Annotated in this window: 14 protein-coding genes; 11 read left to right on the top strand and 3 right to left on the bottom strand. The window is 55.9% G+C overall.

Translation table 11 applies throughout. From position 1 onward, the window contains the following. Window positions 1-3: 3 nt before the first annotated feature. The 11 genes from LA756_RS05520 to LA756_RS05470 all read left to right on the top strand — a co-directional run bounded on the left by LA756_RS05520 (window position 4) and on the right by LA756_RS05470 (window position 14,587). A complete protein-coding gene (locus LA756_RS05520) occupies window positions 4-1,578 on the top strand; it encodes an FAD-dependent oxidoreductase (RefSeq protein ID WP_224438879.1) in 1,575 nt (524 codons plus the stop codon). A gap of 88 nt (window positions 1,579-1,666) precedes the next feature. Continuing rightward, window positions 1,667-2,623, top strand: a complete 957-nt coding sequence (coxB, locus tag LA756_RS05515) for a cytochrome c oxidase subunit II (RefSeq protein WP_224438878.1) — start codon at window positions 1,667-1,669, stop codon at window positions 2,621-2,623. Then, window positions 2,620-4,848: a cytochrome c oxidase subunit I gene (ctaD, locus tag LA756_RS05510; protein WP_224438877.1), complete on the top strand. Its 2,229-nt coding sequence runs from the start codon at window positions 2,620-2,622 to the stop codon at window positions 4,846-4,848. The genes coxB and ctaD overlap by 4 nt, the downstream gene beginning before the upstream one ends. After that, a complete protein-coding gene (locus LA756_RS05505; RefSeq protein WP_224438876.1) occupies window positions 4,848-5,684 on the top strand; it encodes a cytochrome c oxidase assembly protein in 837 nt (278 codons plus the stop codon). Before ctaD ends, LA756_RS05505 begins: the two co-directional genes overlap by 1 nt. Next, window positions 5,681-5,896, top strand: coding sequence for a hypothetical protein (locus tag LA756_RS05500; RefSeq protein ID WP_224438875.1), 216 nt, complete (start codon window positions 5,681-5,683; stop codon window positions 5,894-5,896). The genes LA756_RS05505 and LA756_RS05500 overlap by 4 nt, the downstream gene beginning before the upstream one ends. After that, window positions 5,889-6,416, top strand: a complete 528-nt coding sequence (locus LA756_RS05495; protein ID WP_224438874.1) for a ubiquinol-cytochrome c reductase iron-sulfur subunit — start codon at window positions 5,889-5,891, stop codon at window positions 6,414-6,416. The genes LA756_RS05500 and LA756_RS05495 overlap by 8 nt, the downstream gene beginning before the upstream one ends. A 2-nt stretch (window positions 6,417-6,418) precedes the next feature. Then, window positions 6,419-7,840 (top strand): cytochrome b N-terminal domain-containing protein, encoded by a 1,422-nt coding sequence (locus tag LA756_RS05490; protein WP_224438873.1) that lies wholly within the window; start codon window positions 6,419-6,421, stop codon window positions 7,838-7,840. A gap of 430 nt (window positions 7,841-8,270) precedes the next feature. Next, entirely contained in the window at window positions 8,271-9,752 is a 1,482-nt protein-coding gene (locus LA756_RS05485; RefSeq protein WP_224438872.1) for an efflux RND transporter periplasmic adaptor subunit, read from the top strand. Next, a complete protein-coding gene (locus LA756_RS05480) occupies window positions 9,749-12,907 on the top strand; it encodes an efflux RND transporter permease subunit (RefSeq protein WP_224438871.1) in 3,159 nt (1,052 codons plus the stop codon). The genes LA756_RS05485 and LA756_RS05480 overlap by 4 nt, the downstream gene beginning before the upstream one ends. 267 nt (window positions 12,908-13,174) lie before the next feature. After that, on the top strand, window positions 13,175-14,161 hold the full coding sequence (locus LA756_RS05475; RefSeq protein ID WP_224438870.1) for a DUF1559 domain-containing protein: 987 nt from the start codon (window positions 13,175-13,177) through the stop codon (window positions 14,159-14,161). A gap of 24 nt (window positions 14,162-14,185) precedes the next feature. Then, on the top strand, window positions 14,186-14,587 hold the full coding sequence (locus tag LA756_RS05470; RefSeq protein WP_224438869.1) for a hypothetical protein: 402 nt from the start codon (window positions 14,186-14,188) through the stop codon (window positions 14,585-14,587). 69 nt (window positions 14,588-14,656) lie between these two features. On the opposite strand, the gene LA756_RS05465 is transcribed toward LA756_RS05470, so the two are convergent. From LA756_RS05465 to LA756_RS05455, 3 genes are all read right to left on the bottom strand, one after another. Then, window positions 14,657-15,127, bottom strand: a complete 471-nt coding sequence (locus LA756_RS05465; protein WP_224438868.1) for a bacterioferritin — start codon at window positions 15,125-15,127, stop codon at window positions 14,657-14,659. 429 nt (window positions 15,128-15,556) lie between these two features. Beyond that, window positions 15,557-16,900: a Gfo/Idh/MocA family protein gene (locus LA756_RS05460; protein WP_224438867.1), complete on the bottom strand. Its 1,344-nt coding sequence runs from the start codon at window positions 16,898-16,900 to the stop codon at window positions 15,557-15,559. Between the two features lie 208 nt (window positions 16,901-17,108). Next, the gene (locus tag LA756_RS05455; protein WP_224438866.1) at window positions 17,109-17,402 is read right to left on the bottom strand and encodes a hypothetical protein; all 294 of its coding nucleotides are present in this window, start codon (window positions 17,400-17,402) and stop codon (window positions 17,109-17,111) included. Between the last annotated feature and the right edge of the window lie 106 nt (window positions 17,403-17,508).

Below are 17,508 nucleotides of genomic sequence, written 5' to 3'. Positions count from 1 at the left end.
GGAATGGTCGAAAGCAATCAGGCATACGATGTCGTCGTGATCGGGGGAACGCCCGGAGGCATCGCGGCGGCCATTGCAGCGGCACGGCATGGACGATCGGTCGCGTTGGTGGAACGCAATGGGCATTTGGGAGGCATGTCGACCAGCGGCTTGGGCAAGAGCGACATCGAGCATCGCGAAGTAATCGGCGGATTGTTCCTGGAGTTCATCGGCCGCATTCGCGAACACTACATTCAACAGTTGGGCGAAGATTCTGAAGCGTATGCCCTGTGCCGCGAAGGCTATTACTTCGAGCCATGCCTGGCCGAGAAAGTCTTCCTGGAGATCCTGGAAGAACTGCCAGGCATTACTGTGCTCACGCAGCACCAATTTCAAGCAGCGAACGTGGAAAACCAACGCCTGCAAAGCGTTCGTTTGTTGAACCGAACGACAGGGGAAGAATGGCAGCTTTCGGCCGGCTCGTTCGTTGATGCCACTTACGAGGGAGACCTGCTCGCGGCAGCCGGTGCCGAATACCGACTCGGACGCGAAGGACGCAGCGAATTCGATGAGCCTCATGCGGGGGCTATCTACTTCGATTATCAAAACGGAACGATCCTGCCCCGCAGCACCGGCGACGCGGATAATCGCTTGCCGGCTTACACCTATCGTTTATGTCTATCCAGTGATCCCGACAACGGCGTCCCGCTGAACGAGCCACCGCCAGAGTACGACCGCGAAGTATACCTCGGTTACCTGGCTGACTTAGAAGAAGGTCGCTTGAGCGCCCCGAAGGTCTTCAAGGATGGCTGGGGCTACTACCCCGAACACTTCGATACGCTTGTTAGGGCTCTTTCGGTGACCGATCTGCCTAACGGCAAAGTCGATGCCAACATCAACCCCCGCCCTCTCGCGTTTCCCTTCGCGGAAGAAAATACTGACTACATCGAAGCTGATTGGCAGCGCCGAGACGAGATCGCTCTGCGGCATCGTCACTTGACGTTAGGGCTGCTGTGGTTCCTGCAAAACGATGAAGCGGTCCCGGCCGAGCACCGCGAAATGGCCCGGCAATACCAGCTTCCTGCCGACGAGTTCGCCGACAACGATCATTTTCCGTGGCAACTATATGTTCGCGAAGGGCGTCGGCTGATCGGCGAAGCAACACTTACCGAGCATGATGTAACGGTGACGGAAGAGTCGCCGACCACGCCGGAATTCGAAGATACGATCGCCGTGGGGGAATTTCCGATCGACAGTTTCCCGGTTCGTAAAAAGCAACCTGGCGACAGCGTGGTGCTTGAAGGTTACCTGGGCATGCTTGCCCATATCACGCGACCGTATCAAATCCCCTATCGTGTGATGATCCCCCAAAAGGTCGAAGGTCTCATCGTTCCCGTCGCCGTTTCGGCAACGCATGTGGCTTTCTCATCCATGCGCATGGAGCCAACATGGATGGCACTGGGGCATGCCGCGGGACTTGCGGCCCATTTGAGTCTGGAGGAAGAAACCAATCTTCGCGATGTTTCTGTTGACCAGCTACGCGAAATTTTGCAGGCAGAAGGGCAAGTATTAAGTTACCGTGAGGCTGCTTCTCGCTGAAAACGATTGCGGCGCGAAAGAATCTTCGTACAATCGCTACGGTCAGCATGGAATTAGCTTTGGACCTGCACCGTAGAGACAGCGCGCGATGGAGTCGACATTTCCCGTATTCGATCCGGCATCACCTCAGGCGGAATCGATACGCGATCTCTTCGTGCAAGTGCTGATCATCAGCGCCGGCATCTTTGCCATCGTCGCCGGTTTGATCTGTTTGGCTCTTTACCGATTTCGCGTAACCGAAAAAGTCCCTGTTCAAGACTTCGGCAGCCACCGCCGCGAAATTTTCTGGATGGTGGGACCGGTGATCATCGTCGTTTGGATCGCGGTGATCAGCATCAAGCTGATACTGACGCTCAATGCCCTGCCGACGCAGTATGTACGCGGGGCTGAGAATGGGAACGACGGCGTCGATATTGTTGTCACCGGACATCAGTGGTGGTGGGAGATCGAATACGCCGATTCCGGGATCGTTTCAGCCAACGAAATACATATTCCGACCGGGAAAAAGCTGCGTGTGGCACTTCGCTCGGAAGATGTCATTCATTGCTTTTGGGTGGCTCAGCTGACCAGGAAGATGGATGCCATTCCCGGTCACGAGAACTTCGTTTGGCTCGAAGCCAACACGCCGGGCACCTATCAAGGACGCTGTGCCGAGTATTGCGGTACGCAGCACGCGTGGATGAACTTCTTAGTTATCGCCCACGAGCCAGACGATTTTGAGGCGTGGAAACAGCGCGAGCTGAAATCTTCGGAGGCTCCTGATTCAGAACTGGCCTCGCAAGGCTCGGACTTGTTTATGAAGTTGACGTGTTCGCAGTGCCATGCCATTTCCGGCACCGACGCCAAGCAAGACTTCGCCCCTGATCTGACTCACGTCGCCAGCCGGAAACAAATCGGAGCCGGAGTGATCGAGAACTCACCGGAGAACTTGCGAACGTGGCTGGCCAATCCACAAGCATTGAAGCCAGGGTGCAAGATGCCGAACTTCAAGCTGAATGACGAACAACTCGACCAACTGGTTGCGTATCTGGAGACATTGCGTTGAGTTTGCCGCTAGTCGAAACCAGCGAGTCGCCGGCGATGGATTCGCCCGCCCCAGGTCGACTTTTGTCGTGGGTCAGCTCGGTCGATCACAAACAGATTGGCATCCTGTACATCCTGACCGCTACCATCTTTTTGGGGATCGGCGGTTTGGAAGCGTTGTTGATCCGCTTTCAATTGCTGCTGCCGCGAAACGACTTTCTTTCGCCTGACTTCTTCAACCAGATGTTCACCATGCATGGCACGACCATGGTGTTTTTGGTTGGCATGCCGGTGTTGGTCGGCTTCTCGAATTACTTTGTCCCGCTGATGATCGGGGCCCGCGACGTCGCTTTCCCGCGGCTAAACGCGATGAGCTATTGGCTGCTGCCGATGGGCGGGATACTGCTTTACTTCAGCTTCTTTACCGGCAAAGCGCCCGATGCAGGCTGGTTCAGCTACGCTCCGCTGTCGACGAAGCCCTATAACCTGATGGTCGCGCAAGACTACTGGATCATCGGCTTACTTTGCCTCGGCGTTGGTTCGGTTGCCGCAGCGATCAACATTGCAGTGACGGTGATCACACTTCGCGCTCCAGGAATGAGCCTGCAACGCGTGCCACTGTTCGTCTGGATGAGTTTCATGACGGCCATCCTGACGATTCTCGCCCTGCCGGCGCTCAATGCGGCGCTTGCCATGTTGCTGATCGATCGTTGGTTGGGAGCGGCGTTTTTTCAGCCTGATCGGGGTGGCTCGGCCGTGCTCTGGCAACACTTCTTTTGGGTGTTCGGCCATCCGGAAGTTTACATCTTGATCTTGCCGGCGTTCGGAATGATTTCCGAAGTCATTCCGACGTTCTCGCGGAAACCGATCTACGGCTATGCTTTCGTGGCTGGATCGAGTGCCGTGATTGTGCTACTTAGCTACGGCGTTTGGGCCCACCATATGTTCGCGGTAGGCTTGGGCATGGGAGCCGACATCTTCTTTGCCGTCGGAACGCTGCTGATCGCGTTGCCGACGGGGGTGAAGATATTCAACTGGACCGCCACGATGTGGGGCGGAGCCATTCACCTGACCGTTGCAATGCAGTTTGCCGTGGCGTTCCTGTTAGAGTTCGTCATTGGCGGGCTGACCGGGGTGATGTTCGCGGCCGTGCCGATCGACTGGCAGTTGACCGATACCTACTTCGTCGTGGGGCATTTTCATTACGTATTGATTGGTGGAACGGTCTTTGGGCTGTTCTCGGCGACGTTTTATTGGTTCCCGAAAATGACCGGGCGAATGCTCAGCGAAACGCTCGGCAAATGGCAACTGTGGCTTTGGATCTTTGGACTCAACGCAACATTCATGTCGCACCATTTCCTCGGTGTGATGGGCATGCCTCGGCGAACGTACACCTACGCCGACAACCCTGGCTGGATGCTGCTGAACATGACCGCGACCCTGGGGGCCGTTGCCATGGCGGTGGGGACGCTCGTCCTGCTGTGGAACATTGCGACCAGCTTGCGAAATGGGGCCATCGCCGGCAACAATCCTTGGAATGGCTTTACGCTGGAATGGGCCACCACGTCGCCGCCGCCTGCAGAAAACTTCGAGACCATTCCCCAAGTCAAAAGTCGTCGTCCGCTCTGGGATGAGGCTGAGCCTGATCTGGCCGACTGGAAGTCGTCGCAAACGCCCGAAGATAGTGGCCGTCGTCCCAATAAAGCCACGACGCTGGCTTGGGCTTTTATCGCATCCGAAGCGGTCTTTTTCGTGCTGCTGTTGGTTTCGTACGTTGTGTTCAATTCCCGCAGCGGCGAAGGCCCGAACGCCGATTCGGCTCTCGACGCCACGCGAACGGGCGCATTCACCGTTTGCCTGCTGCTGAGTAGCGTCACGTTCTGGTTCGCCGAGCAAGCACTCAGAGCACGCAAGCAAATCCACTTCCGCCGCTGGCTGACGCTTACCATCTTGTTGGGAGCGACGTTCATGCTTGGGCAGATGTGGGAATACTATGGACTGATCACCACCAATATTACCGTCGACTTGAATCTGTTTGCCGCGACGTTCTTCACGGTGACCGGCTTTCACGGGCTGCACGTGACGGCGGGACTCGTCGCTTTAGGAATCGTCTTGGCGTTGGCTTACAGCGATTCGTTTTCGTCGAAGCGGCAAAGCGTGCTGAGTGCGGTGGGCATTTACTGGCACTTTGTCGATGTCGTTTGGATTATTGTTTTCGCCATCGTTTACCTGGGGTATCTACAGTGATGTCGTTTCTGCTGGACGCTTCGCTCTGGAACTGGGGCTCACCGGTGTGGCTTGTGCTGCTGCCGGCCGCAGTCTCGGCTTGGGTGTGGCGTACGCAACTTGCCGAATGGAAACTGCCGTGGCTGATCGCTTCGCTTAGCGTGCTGATCTTGGCTTTCGTTTCGCCGATCGGTGTGCTGGCCGATGGCTACCTCTTCAGCGCCCATATGGTGCAGCATCTTTTGCTGCTGTTGGTGGTGCCGCTGTTTTTCGTGTTAAGTCTTCCACGACCGCAAGTTGAACAAGTGGTAAATCATTCGAAACTGGCAGGACTGCGAAGCTACGTAGCGCACCCAATGCTGGGCTGGGTCGCAGGACTCGGAATGATGTGGCTTTGGCATGTTCCGTCACTTTGTAGTGCCGCAACACAGAGCAGTCCTTTGGGTTGGCTTCGCACGATCACGTTTTTGGCCGCAGGACTCGCGTTTTGGTGGCCCATTTACACACCGGTGCGTCGCTTCCGTTTGGAACCGCTACTGGGTGTCATCTACTTGTTTTCCGCTTGCGTCGGCTGCACGTTGCTGGGCATTTACATCACGTTCACAACCATCTCGGTCTGTCCAGCATTTGCTAACCCGGTTCATCGCGTCGGTATACTGACGGCCCTTTATCAGGCCGGATTCACCCCGATGGTCGATCAACAGCTTGGCGGTCTATTGATGTGGGTTCCCCCCTGCTCGCTTTACGTTTGTGCGATCATCGGCGTGATGTGCCGCTGGTATGCGATGGAAGAAGGCCAATACGATTCCGCTTCGAACGCAACGTTGCCGAACGAACGCCCGGAGGCATCTGTATGAGCGAAGCACACGAAACCGAAACGAAAACCGAGATTACGCCTCGACCTACGTTTGCCCCTGCCGCCATGGCCCTTGGCATCATGATGCTGCTGTGGGGAATCACGACGATGTGGATCATGTCGTTGGGCGGCTTCGGGGTGATGGCGTGGGCGTTGTGGATGTGGATTAACGAGATACGCCAAGAGTGGCTAGAGGAAACGGCAAGTGAGTGAAGTGCAACCGTCGCCGCCAACCGCGGAAGATGACGATCGCCGCGGCTTTTTGACGAAGCTTAGCATGGGCCTTTCCGCGCTGATCGGCTTGGGGATCACGCTGCCAGGCATTGGTTTTGTGCTGGCTCCCGTCTTTCGTCGTGAAAAACACGTTTGGCGTCGGCTCGATAAACTCGACGCCTATGAAGTCGGCAAGACCGTCAGTGTCGAATTTACCGATTCCATTACGCAGCCATGGGCCGGCGTCACCGCGCTGACAGGCGCCTGGCTGCGTCGCGTTTCTGACGAAGAGTTCATTGCTTTTTCGATCAACTGCCGGCACCTCGGTTGCCCTGTGAATTGGGTCGAAGATGCTTCGCTGTTCATGTGCCCTTGCCACGGCGGGGTCTATTACGAAGATGGCGAAGTCGCTGCCGGGCCGCCACCGGAGCCGTTGGCTCGCTATCAAGTCCGCGTACGTGATGGCTTCGTCGAGATCGAAACGTCTTCTGTCCCTTTGACCACAAACGACCAGGTGTAAGGATGCTCGCGAAGATCTGGAACTGGATCGACGATCGGAGCGGCTTCTCCGATGTGGTCATGCCGATGCTGGAACATGTTGTCCCCCGCGATGCGCGGTGGTGGTACGTCTTCGGCAGTGCGACGCTTTGCGCCTTCATCGTGCAAGTGTTGACCGGGGTGGCATTGGCAATGGTATACGTCCCTGGGGGCGATGCGGCCTACAAAAGCCTGATCTACATCACCGAAGATGCCACGCTGGGGTATATGGTCCGCGGCATGCATTACTATGGTGCGACCGCCATGGTGATGCTGGCCGTCATTCACATGACTCAGGTCTTTCTGCACGCTTCGTACAAATACCCTCGCGAAATGAATTGGATGAGCGGCGTGGTGCTGCTGTTCGTCGTTCTCGGAATGGCGTTCACCGGACAACTGCTACGCTGGGATGCCAACGGCGTCTGGTCGGTGATGGTCGCCGCTGAAATGGCCGGCCGTGTGCCGTTTATCGGGGCGTACATATCGCATTTTATTCTTGGCGGTCCAACGGTCGGTGGCTCGACGCTGAGTCGGTTCTTCGCGATTCATGTGTTCATCTTGCCGGGGCTGATCTTTGCCGGCGTGGGACTGCACTTGTGGTTGATCTTGCGGCATGGCATTTCCGAAATGCCGAAGAAGGATCAGCCGGTCGAGCCTGAAACCTACAAAGAAGAATACGAAGCGCGGCTCGAAAAGACCGGCGTTCCTTTCTGGCCGATCGCCGCGTGGCGTGACGTGGTGTTTTCGACGATCATGGTCGCCGTCATCTTGGGGTGTGCGATCTTCATTGGGCCACCCGAGTTGGGCACCGCCCCGAATCCGTCTGACATTCATACCAACCCAATGCCGGACTGGTATTTCTGGTGGTACTTCGCCATCTTGTCGATGCTTCCGCCGGAATTGGAAACGTATGTCATTCTCGGCATGCCGATCTTGGGCATGATCGGGCTGTTTATCGTGCCGATGCTTTCCAACCGCGGTCATCGCGCTCCTTCGCGGCGTCCTTGGGCGATTGGTACCGTCGTTTTCGGAGCGACCGCGTTTTTAGTGCTAACGATTTATGGCTATCGCAAACCATGGTCGCCCGACTTCGACGTGAAGCCCCTTCCACCAGAAATCGTTCGTTCGGAAGATCCACGCGTGCAGCATGGGGCTTTGCTGTTACAGCAGAAAGGCTGTCTCTATTGCCACGACGTCGACGGGCACGGGGGCCATCGCGGGCCAGAGCTTTCGGTCATTGGCAATCGTCTCAATCGCGGCAAACTCGTCATTCGTATTAACAACGGCGGGGATAATATGCCGTCGTTCGCGTCGACGCTGACCGCCGACGAGTTGGACCAGATGGTGGAATTTCTCCTCACTCGAACCGACCATCCCGGCGAAGAATCGACGCCGACAGAGGATTAGGACCTACTTGAATCCCCCACTTCGGGCTGTGCCGCTGAAGGCGAACCAAAGTGTCCAACTAGCTGGACACTTAGGTTGCTAACCATTGATGTGACATTTTTCTAAGATTTTTTTCCGTCCGAGCGTAGTCTGCTTCACAAAAGCTCGGGCCGGTTTGTCGCCACGAATTCCCCGCGCAGGGATGGTCTAAAACCATTAGGCCACCAACTTAGTGGGGATCTAGGAAACGGTATCGTTTCCATAATACCGGGAATAGCGGGCTCAGCGCCCACTTAACCCAGTTGGGGGAAGCGAATCGACGCGGTTGGTTGCCATGGGCGTGTGATAAACCCTCGCGTGGCCAGGAGAAATCGTCGCGGCAAACCGACCGCCGATGACGACCTAAGTCCACTCGACCCCTCCGATAGGATCCCTAGAATTGGCAATCCCAATGAAAAAGATATCGCTGGACCACCTTCAAACTCACTCCCGAAACTTGCCAAGCTTTATGGAAATCTTTCAACGACGCACACTGCTTTCTCTGGCAGTTCTTTTGTGTGGAATCTGGGCAATCTCGTTGGCTGGATGCTCCGCCGCAGCGCCGCCTCCCGGCGATCGGCCACCACCAACGGTCAATGTCTCGCAGCCGGTCACCAAACAAATCGTCGAATGGGACGCCTACACCGGCCGGCTCGAACCGATCGAATTCGTCGAAATTCGTGCTCGCGTGAGCGGTTACCTTCAGGCAATTCACTTCGACGAAGGCCAGATCGTCAACCAAGGCGAATTGCTTTTCGAGATCGACCCGCGTCCGTTCATTGCGACGCTCAACGGCGCGAAAGCCAGCATGGCTCAAGCCCAGTCGCAGTTGGCTCAGTCGAAGGCTCAACTCGATGAAGCTCGAGCCCAGAAAGAACAAGCCGACGCGCAGTTGAATCTGGCCGATGCACGAGTCAAACGAACGCGAACTCTGCGAACTTCCAACGCCGTCGCGCAGGACGAACTCGATCAGCGCGAAGCCGAATTCCGCCAGGCTCAAGCCGACGTGGTGGCTGCCGAAGCGAATATTGGTCTCGCAGAAGCGGGAATCGGCACGGCTCAAGCCGCCGTTCAATCGGCCGAGGCAAGCATCGAAGCCGCCGAGTTGGACCTAAGTTACAGTAAAGTATACGCCCCTGTCACGGGACGAATCAGCCGCGAGTACGTCACCGAAGGCAACTTGGTCAGCGGCGGCACGGCGACTTCGACACTGCTGACGACGATCACTTCGGTCAGCCCGATCTACTGCACGTTCGACGTCAACGAACAGCAGGCTCTTAAGTACATTCGTCTCGCGTTGTCCGGAAAGCGAGAGAGCTCGCGTTCAGCGAAGAACCCGGTTTACCTGGGGCTCGCGGACGAAAAAGAGTTCCCGCACAAAGGGCATATGGAGTTCGTCGATAACCGCTTCGACTCGAACACGGCCAGCATTCGCGTGCGTTGCATCTTCCGCAACGAAGACGAAGTCCTCGTGCCTGGCATGTTCGGCAAAGTGCGTCTGCCAGGTAGTGCGTCGTATCAAGCAGTGCTCATTCCTGACTCGGCAATCGGTACCGATCAATCTTCGCAGTACGTCTATATCGTCGTCGATGGCAAGATCGAACGTCGCAACGTCGAAGTCGGACCGCTGGTAGATGGGCTTCGCGTGGTACGCGATGGCTTGGATGGCAGCGAATCGCTCGTCATCAAAGGTCTCTTGCTATGCCGACCTGAAATGGTCGTCAACGCCGAGCCGGCCGAGATCGAAGTCGTCGAAGATGGCCTGCCCGATACCTACACGCCGCTGCCGCAGGACGAATGGATTTCGCCAGGTCTGAGCTCCATTCAAATGACCGGCAACGGCGGACAGAACGTGCAAACGGCCGTGGAAGCCAACGAGGAGGCCGTTCGATGAAATTCCCTCACTTCTTCATCGAGCGACCGATCTTCGCGTCGGTTCTCTCGTTCATTATTGTCCTAATTGGTGGCATCACCTACTACACGCTTCCCGTCTCGCAGTATCCTAACGTCGCCCCGCCGACGATCGTTGTTCGCGCGAGTTATCCCGGGGCAACGCCTCAGGTCATTGCCGACACGGTTGCTACGCCGATCGAACAGGAAATGAACGGCGTCGACGACATGCTTTACATGGAGTCGTCTTCGAGTGCCGACGGAACGATGCAACTGACGGTGACGTTCAAGCTGGGAACCGACTTGGACGACGCCCAGGTGCTCGTCCAAAACCGTGTTGCCATCGCCGAGCCTCGCCTACCGGAAGCGGTTCGCCAAATTGGTGTCACCACCAGCAAGCAGATTCCGGACATGTTGATGGTGGTTCACTTGGAATCGCCTGACCAAAGCCGCGATCAGCTTTACATTAGTAACTACGCGTTTCTCCGAGTTCGCGACGCGTTGATGCGACTCGACGGCGTCGGCGATATTCGTATCGCCGGGGGTAACGAATACGCCATGCGTGTCTGGCTCGATATCGAGCGGATGACGCACTTGGATCTCACGCCAGGCGACGTGTTGGGGGCCATTCGTGGTCAAAACGTGCAAGTCGCGGCCGGTGTGATCGGTCAGCCGCCCAACGATGGAACCGGGGCGTTTCAGCTGAACGTCACCACGCAGGGGCGATTGAGAGATACCGACGAGTTCGGCGACATCATCATCAAGCGTGGCGAAGATGGACGTGTCACGCGGCTGAAAGATGTCGCCCGTTTAGAACTGGGTGCCCAGGACTATTCCCGCTTGAGTTATCTCGACGGCAATCCGGCCGTGGCGGTGCTCATCTATCAGCGGCCTGGTACCAACGCGGTCGATACGGCGAAAGAAGTCAAAGACCGGATGAACGAGTTGAGCAAAGACTTTCCTCAAGGGATTGGCTATCAGATCGCTTACAACCCGACTGACTTTGTCGAAGAATCGATCGCGGAAGTGTTCGATACGCTGCTGATCACCACGGTTTTGGTGGTGTTCACCGTGTTCATCTTTTTGCATGGCTGGCGTCCGACCATCATTCCGGTTATCGCCATTCCCATTTCGTTGATCGGGACGTTTGCCGTCATGCAGACGATGGGGGTCACGCTCAATACCCTGTCGCTGTTCGGTTTGGTGTTGGCCATTGGGATCGTCGTTGACGACGCGATTGTGGTGGTCGAAAACGTCGAGCGTCTGATCGCCGAAGGGCTATCCCCACGCGAAGCGACCCACAAAGCAATGGACGAAGTCGGTTCCGCGCTCATCGCGACGACGCTGGTACTGATCGCCGTGTTCGTACCGACCGTCTTCATCCCGAGCATCAGCGGTCGGTTCTATCAGCAGTTTGCTATTACCATTGCCATTTCGACGGCGTTTTCGACGTTCGTCTCGTTGACTCTCAGCCCTGCCCTGTGTGCGTTGCTGCTGCGTCCAAAAGACGCCGAGAAGAACCGCATCGGTAAGATGGTCGACTTCTGTTTCGGGTGGTTCTTCCGCCTGTTCAATCGTACGTTCGACTTTACCAGTAACATCTACGCAGGCTTCATTTCGCGAATCGTTCGCGTGTCGGTGTTGGTGCTGCTGCTGTACGGCGGCTTGCTGGTGGCGACCTACTACAGCTTCGGCATGGTCCCCAACGGGTTCATTCCGCAGCAGGACCAAGGGTACGTGATCGTGGCAATTCAGTTGCCCGACGGTGCCGCTCTTTCGCGAACCGATATCGTGACCAAAGAAGTCGCGCGGCTTGGTGGCGAGATCGACGGTGTCGCTCACTCGGTCGGTATCGCCGGGCTGTCAGGCTCGACGTTTTCGATCAGCCCGAGTGCTGCGGTGACGTTCCTGCCACTGGAAGATGCCAAAGAGCGAAGCGCTCGGAACCGAGGTGTCGACGTGATCGTCGGCGAACTTCGCCAGAAGCTGGCCGCAATCAACGAAGCCCAGATCTTTGTGATTCCTCCTCCGCCGGTCCGCGGGATTGGTCGTGGTGGCGGTTACAAGATGTACATCCAAGATCAAAGTGGTGCGGGGCTCGAGGCGTTAAGCCAAGTCACGCAGCAGATCGCTGGGCAAGCGAATCAGCAGCCAGGGTTGGTTCAGGTGTTCTCCAACTACCGTTTGTCGGTGCCGCAGATTCGTGCGGATGTCGATCGAACGAAAGCCGAGATGCTCGACATCCCTGTCAACGATGTCTTCGCCGCATTGCAGGTTTACTTGGGGTCTGTCTATGTGAACGACTTCAACATGCTCGGCCGAACCTATCGTGTCACCGCTCAGGCCGAGCCTGAGTTCCGCGACGAACCGAGCGATATTCTGCAGCTTCGCACGCGAAGTACACGTGGCGCCAGTGTACCGCTTGCTTCGATCGTCGATATTGAACGAACCGTTGGGCCGGACCGACTGGTACGATTCAACTTGTACCCTGCCGCGGACATCAACGGCGACACGGTCCCGGGCTTCAGTACCGGGCAATCGCTTAACACGATGGAGCAGCTATGCGATGCGAACTTGCCTCCGGGGTTTGGGTACGCTTGGACCGATATCGCTTTCCAGGAACGTCAGGCCGGTAACACGATTGTGTTCTTGTTCCCGTTGGCCGTTTTGTTCGTCTTTTTGACGCTTGCCGCCCAATATGAAAGCTGGCTTTTGCCGCTGGCGATCATCTTGATCGTGCCGCTCTGTTTGCTGTTTGCCATTGTCGGAATTTGGTTCCGCGGAATGGACAACAACATCTTGACGCAGATCGGATTCATCGTGCTGGTCGGTCTCGCTTGTAAGAACGCGATTTTGATTGTCGAGTTCGCCAAAGCAGAGGAAGACGCCGGTCGGAACCGATTCGAGGCCGCTGTGGAAGCATGTCGACTTCGTTTGCGACCCATCTTGATGACCGCGTTCTCCTTCATTTTGGGCGTGATTCCGCTGTTGATCGCCACAGGAGCCGGGTTCGAGATGCGTCGCGTGCTGGGAACGGCCGTGTTCGCAGGGATGGTCGGCGTGACGTTCTTTGGCTTGTTCCTGACGCCAGTCTTCTACGTGGTGCTTCGAAAGTTCGCCAAAGAAATCAAGCCATCCACAGAATCCCCCAGCACTTAACAGCTGCGGGGCGAATTTAGAAACACGAAAAAGTGAGGGCGATGCCAACGACGGTTGGCATCGCCTTTTTTTGTTGGGCGATCCGCCATCAAATGGGGAGATATGCCCGATTTGCAGCGCCCTCCCCAAAGTGCCTATCGAAAAAAGAAATTATTAGGTAAATATATTTGGATGACTCCCTGGAATGGGTGTTTTGTTTGCCTGCCAGACGAGCCAATCTTCTTTTCTCCTACCTATCTATCTTCTTTTTTCATTTGTGAGGTGGCGATGAATTCTTCTCATCGGAATCAGGCTGGATTTACCCTAGTCGAATTATTGGTGGTGATTGCCATCATTGGCGTGTTAATCGCGCTTCTATTGCCGGCCGTGCAACAGGCCCGGGAGGCGGCTCGCCGGATGCAGTGCACCAACCACGAAAAGCAGATCGCTCTGGCGCTGCATAACTTCCACGATACCTACGGGAAGTTTCCCGCAGGGCATACCGGCGGCACCAGTTCGGCTGGCTGGTCATGGAACGCGATGATCTTGCCACAGATGGAACAGACGAACATCTACGACGTGCTGGATCCTACCAACCGCACAGCCACCCAGGCCGCTGCCGATTCTACCGGCTCTTCACCAAACGTGCTGCTTCGCGACACGCTTCAGGCGCCGCTCGATCCGTACCAATGTCCTTCCGATACGGCTCCTGATATTCAATCAGGGCGAACGATCGGGCATCGACTCGTGGACGGCTTCGCCCCTGCGGTCGGGAACTATGTCGGTGGTCAGCACAGCGGCAATGGAACCAATTTCAAGACCGCCAAGAACTCGACAGGTATTTTTTACGAGGCAAACAAGGGAAGCTCGTTTTCGGAAATCACCGATGGAACGTCGAACACAATCTTGCTCGGCGAACGTTGCTGGGGCTGGACGCGTGGTCCGGAGATTTACCATCACAATGCAGCGAATCAATACTTGAACCGCAATCACTCGAGCAACGCTGACGACTTCCATCAGAACCGTGGTTCCGGCGATACAACAGCGTGCTCCGAGCCTGGAATCAATCCATTCAGCACGCGAACGAATACCACTTCGCAATCAAACGGCGACTTTGCTTGGAATGTCCGTGCGGCATTCTCGTCGCTTCATCCCGGCGGCGCAAATCTTTGCCGCGCGGATGGTTCAGTTGTTTTCGTGAGCGAAACGGTCAATCAAACCATCTTAAACCGGCTCGTTAATCGGCAAGATGGCCAAGTGATTGGCGAGTACTAATTCATACCACGGAGGAGAACCATCATGCAAAGAAGTCAACATTCACGCGTTTGCTATGCCGCCGAGCTTGGTGTTTTGATCATGGTCATCGCTTTGATTGGCTGCGAGGCAAATGCCACGAACGTCACAAGCGGCCAAGTGATCGATTCGGGTCAGCCAGTGAAGATTGGCGCCATTCGATTTACGCCAGATGTCGATCAAGGAAACCAAGGACCGACCGTTACCGTGGCGGTTTCTAACGGCGAATTTACGACGTCAGGTACGAAGGCATCGATCTCGCCAGGCCCGAATATTGCGAGAATTGAAGTGGTACCAGAAGCGGCCGGGGAACAAGACTCGACCTACTACGAGATGACCGTCAACATCCCCGAAGGTGGAAAGACCGACTTGGTCTTGGATACTGCTCAGGCCAAAAAGGCCCGCTAGAAAATGGAGGAAGCCATGTTCCCTTTTGGAGCATGGCTTCCCTTTTTTGCTGCATTGTCGATGTTCGCGTTATGGCGACGACATATGTTTGGCGATGTACGATGGCTCGCCCATGCGTTCGATCAAGTCGAGTTGCAGTTCAAGCCAGGCCATGTGTTCTTCTTCGTCCAGGACGATCTTTTCAAACAGTTGCCGTGTGCCGATATCGGAGTCGGCGGCCGCTTGCTGAGAGGCTTTCGTGTAGAACTCGATCGCTTCCTTTTCGTCGTCCATGTCGGTCTTGAACAGTTCTTGCAGCGAGTTTGCGCGAACTGGTTTTTTATCGAAGACCAGGCTCGGTTCCCCTTTCAGGAACAAGATTCGGTTGAGATATTCGTCGGAGTGGCCGAGCTCTTCCTGCATCTCTTCGCGCATCCGCTTGGCAAGCAGATCCAGGCCCCAGTCTTCCAGCACCGCGGCATGCAGTTGGTACTGATGGCTGGCCGTCAGTTCCATGGCCAACGCCTTCTGTAAGTTCTCGATCGATTTTTCTTTCGACATCGTTCACTCCCCGATTTCGCAATTTGGTTGTTGGTGTGTTCAGCTCGGCTTGCGGCCTGACTGATACCTTCATTATACCGATTTCAAATCAGAAGATGCTCCCCGGCAGCGACGCACCAGGGTTAGAATCGACGTTGGTCGAGCAAGAGAAGTCGAACCGGTTGGGAACTGCGCATATTGTAAAGAAGTATTGTCCAAGTGTACACAAAAACATGTGTAATCATTGGCGGAAAACGCGTGCGATTCACGCGACCAGTGCGCCTGAATTTGGTGAGAGATAGCGATGGTCTGCGCGACTTCAGGGGTGAAATGCGGACACCAAGAAACGACGAACGTGCGTAACTGTAGGCAGCCACGCACGTTCGGGAAATGATCAAAGTCGCTTGGACACGCTGCTATAATCGGCAACAAGTCTGCCCGGCGAAAAGCCTAAATCCAAGCAGGTTCCCAGCCGGAAGCGTATTTCTTCGTCAGCCAAGATTCAGCTTCGGATAGGTTCGGGATCTTCATTTCGGCCGCGTTCCATTCCAGTTTTTGGCCGGGATAGCGGATACCCACAGTGCCCAGCAGGACAGTTTCGGTAAGCGGACCCGAGTAGTCGAACGCGGAGGTTGTTTCACCGACGCCACGAGCCGCATCGGCCCATTGGACGTAGTGATCGACGCTCGGAACGGCTTCAATCGCGACTGCTTCGTCGGCTCCTGCTGGGAACCACTGAGGTATTGCGACGTGCGGAATCACGAGCGTTCCCTTTTCGCCGATCAGCACAGATCCAGCGTTAGGAAGCTGGTAACCGCTTGGCAGGTGTGCGGTCGCTTCGGCCGGTGGTCGGACGCCAACGCCGTCGTACCAGGTAACCGGCAGGGTTTCGCCAGAAGTGTACTTGGTGCCGGGGAAGATGTACTGCACCGTGGCACTTTCGGTCCATGTTTCGTCGTTGATCGGCGGGGCCTCGGCGGTTAGCTGAAGCGGTGCCGTCAGTTCCAGCGACTTGAAGACGGGGTCGAGGATATGGCATCCGAAGTCACCGAGTTGTCCGGTGCCGTAGTCTTGCCAGCCGCGCCAATTGAAGGGGTGGTACATGCCAGACTTGTATGGTCGACGGGGAGCAACGCCCTGCCAAAGATCCCAGGCCACGGTTTTCGGAATGGGGTCGGCACCGGAAGGACGTTCGATGTTGCGAGGCCAGCTCGGTTTACCTGCTTGCCAGGAGTGGACTTCCTTCACTTTGCCGAGCTTGCCGGAGTGCACCAGCGCGACAGCGGTGCGATAGGCGGTGTGCGATTGGATTTGATTGCCCATCTGCGTGACGACTTTTTCTCGTTGGGCAGCTTTTTGCATCTGACGCGATTCAAATACGGTATGCGTCAGAGGCTTTTGACAGAAGACATGTTTGCCCAACTGCATCGCCGCCAAAGCGACAGGGGCGTGCATGAAGTCAGGCGTCGAAACAATCACGCCGTCGATCGCGGCTGAATTGTCGAGCAGTTTTCGCCAGTCAGCATATGTTTTGGCAGATGTGTATTTAGCGGCAGCACGACCGAGGTACTTGTCGGAACTGTCGATATCGCAGAGAGCGACGACTTCGACGGAAGGACTCGCGGCAACGCCGTTCAAGTCGCTCCAGCCTTTGCCTCCGGTACCAACACTGGCAACACGCAAGCGTTCGTTGGCACCGAGGACGTTCGAGTAATTGATCGCAGGCAAAGATAGAGCGGCACCGGCAACACCAAGACTTTTAATCGCCTGACGACGATTCAGCTTCCGAATCATAGAAGACCTCACAAAGCGCAAACAGGAAGGAGATGGGTTGGTAGGAGCACCAAGTTTGACCCATTCTCAGGCCTGCGTCAACGCAGAAATAGCACGTTATATCAAGAGTGCTATGCTAGTGAGGATTTTACCGAAGCAATAGCGGAGCGGCGGCATTTGTGGACTGAAGTCAGTTCACTCCGGAAGCTGCCAAGCGGATCGCAGTGAGTTAGTCTTCCGGCACGAGTGCAGGATCGATGGTCAACTGCTGACCGTCCGGCAAGTTAACGACTCGCTTTTCCTGCCAGGCCGGAAGCTGTTCTTCGACGTAACGCATCGCGGCAACGAGGGCTTTTTCGTCCTGTTTGTTGAACGAGTCGTCCACACCGTTGAGCAGCGTCAAGACTTGTACGCTTCCAGTATCCGCACCATAAGCACGTACCGCACTGACCATTACCTGGACGCACAAGATACCCATACGGTCGTAAAGATAATGAAACGCTTCTTTGTTATTGCTGAACACGATGCAATCTCCGACGAGATAGTTGCCTGGTTAAACTGCCACCGAACAGGCCATGAGTCGCACATAAGAATACGACTTGGATTCAAGATTAAATCTATGTCGAAAA

The organism is Bremerella sp. TYQ1 (genome assembly GCF_020150455.1).
GTDB lineage: Bacteria > Planctomycetota > Planctomycetia > Pirellulales > Pirellulaceae > Bremerella > Bremerella volcania_A.
The sequence above is the reverse complement of the archived record's forward strand: the minus strand, read 5'-3'. Positions and strand labels throughout refer to the sequence as shown.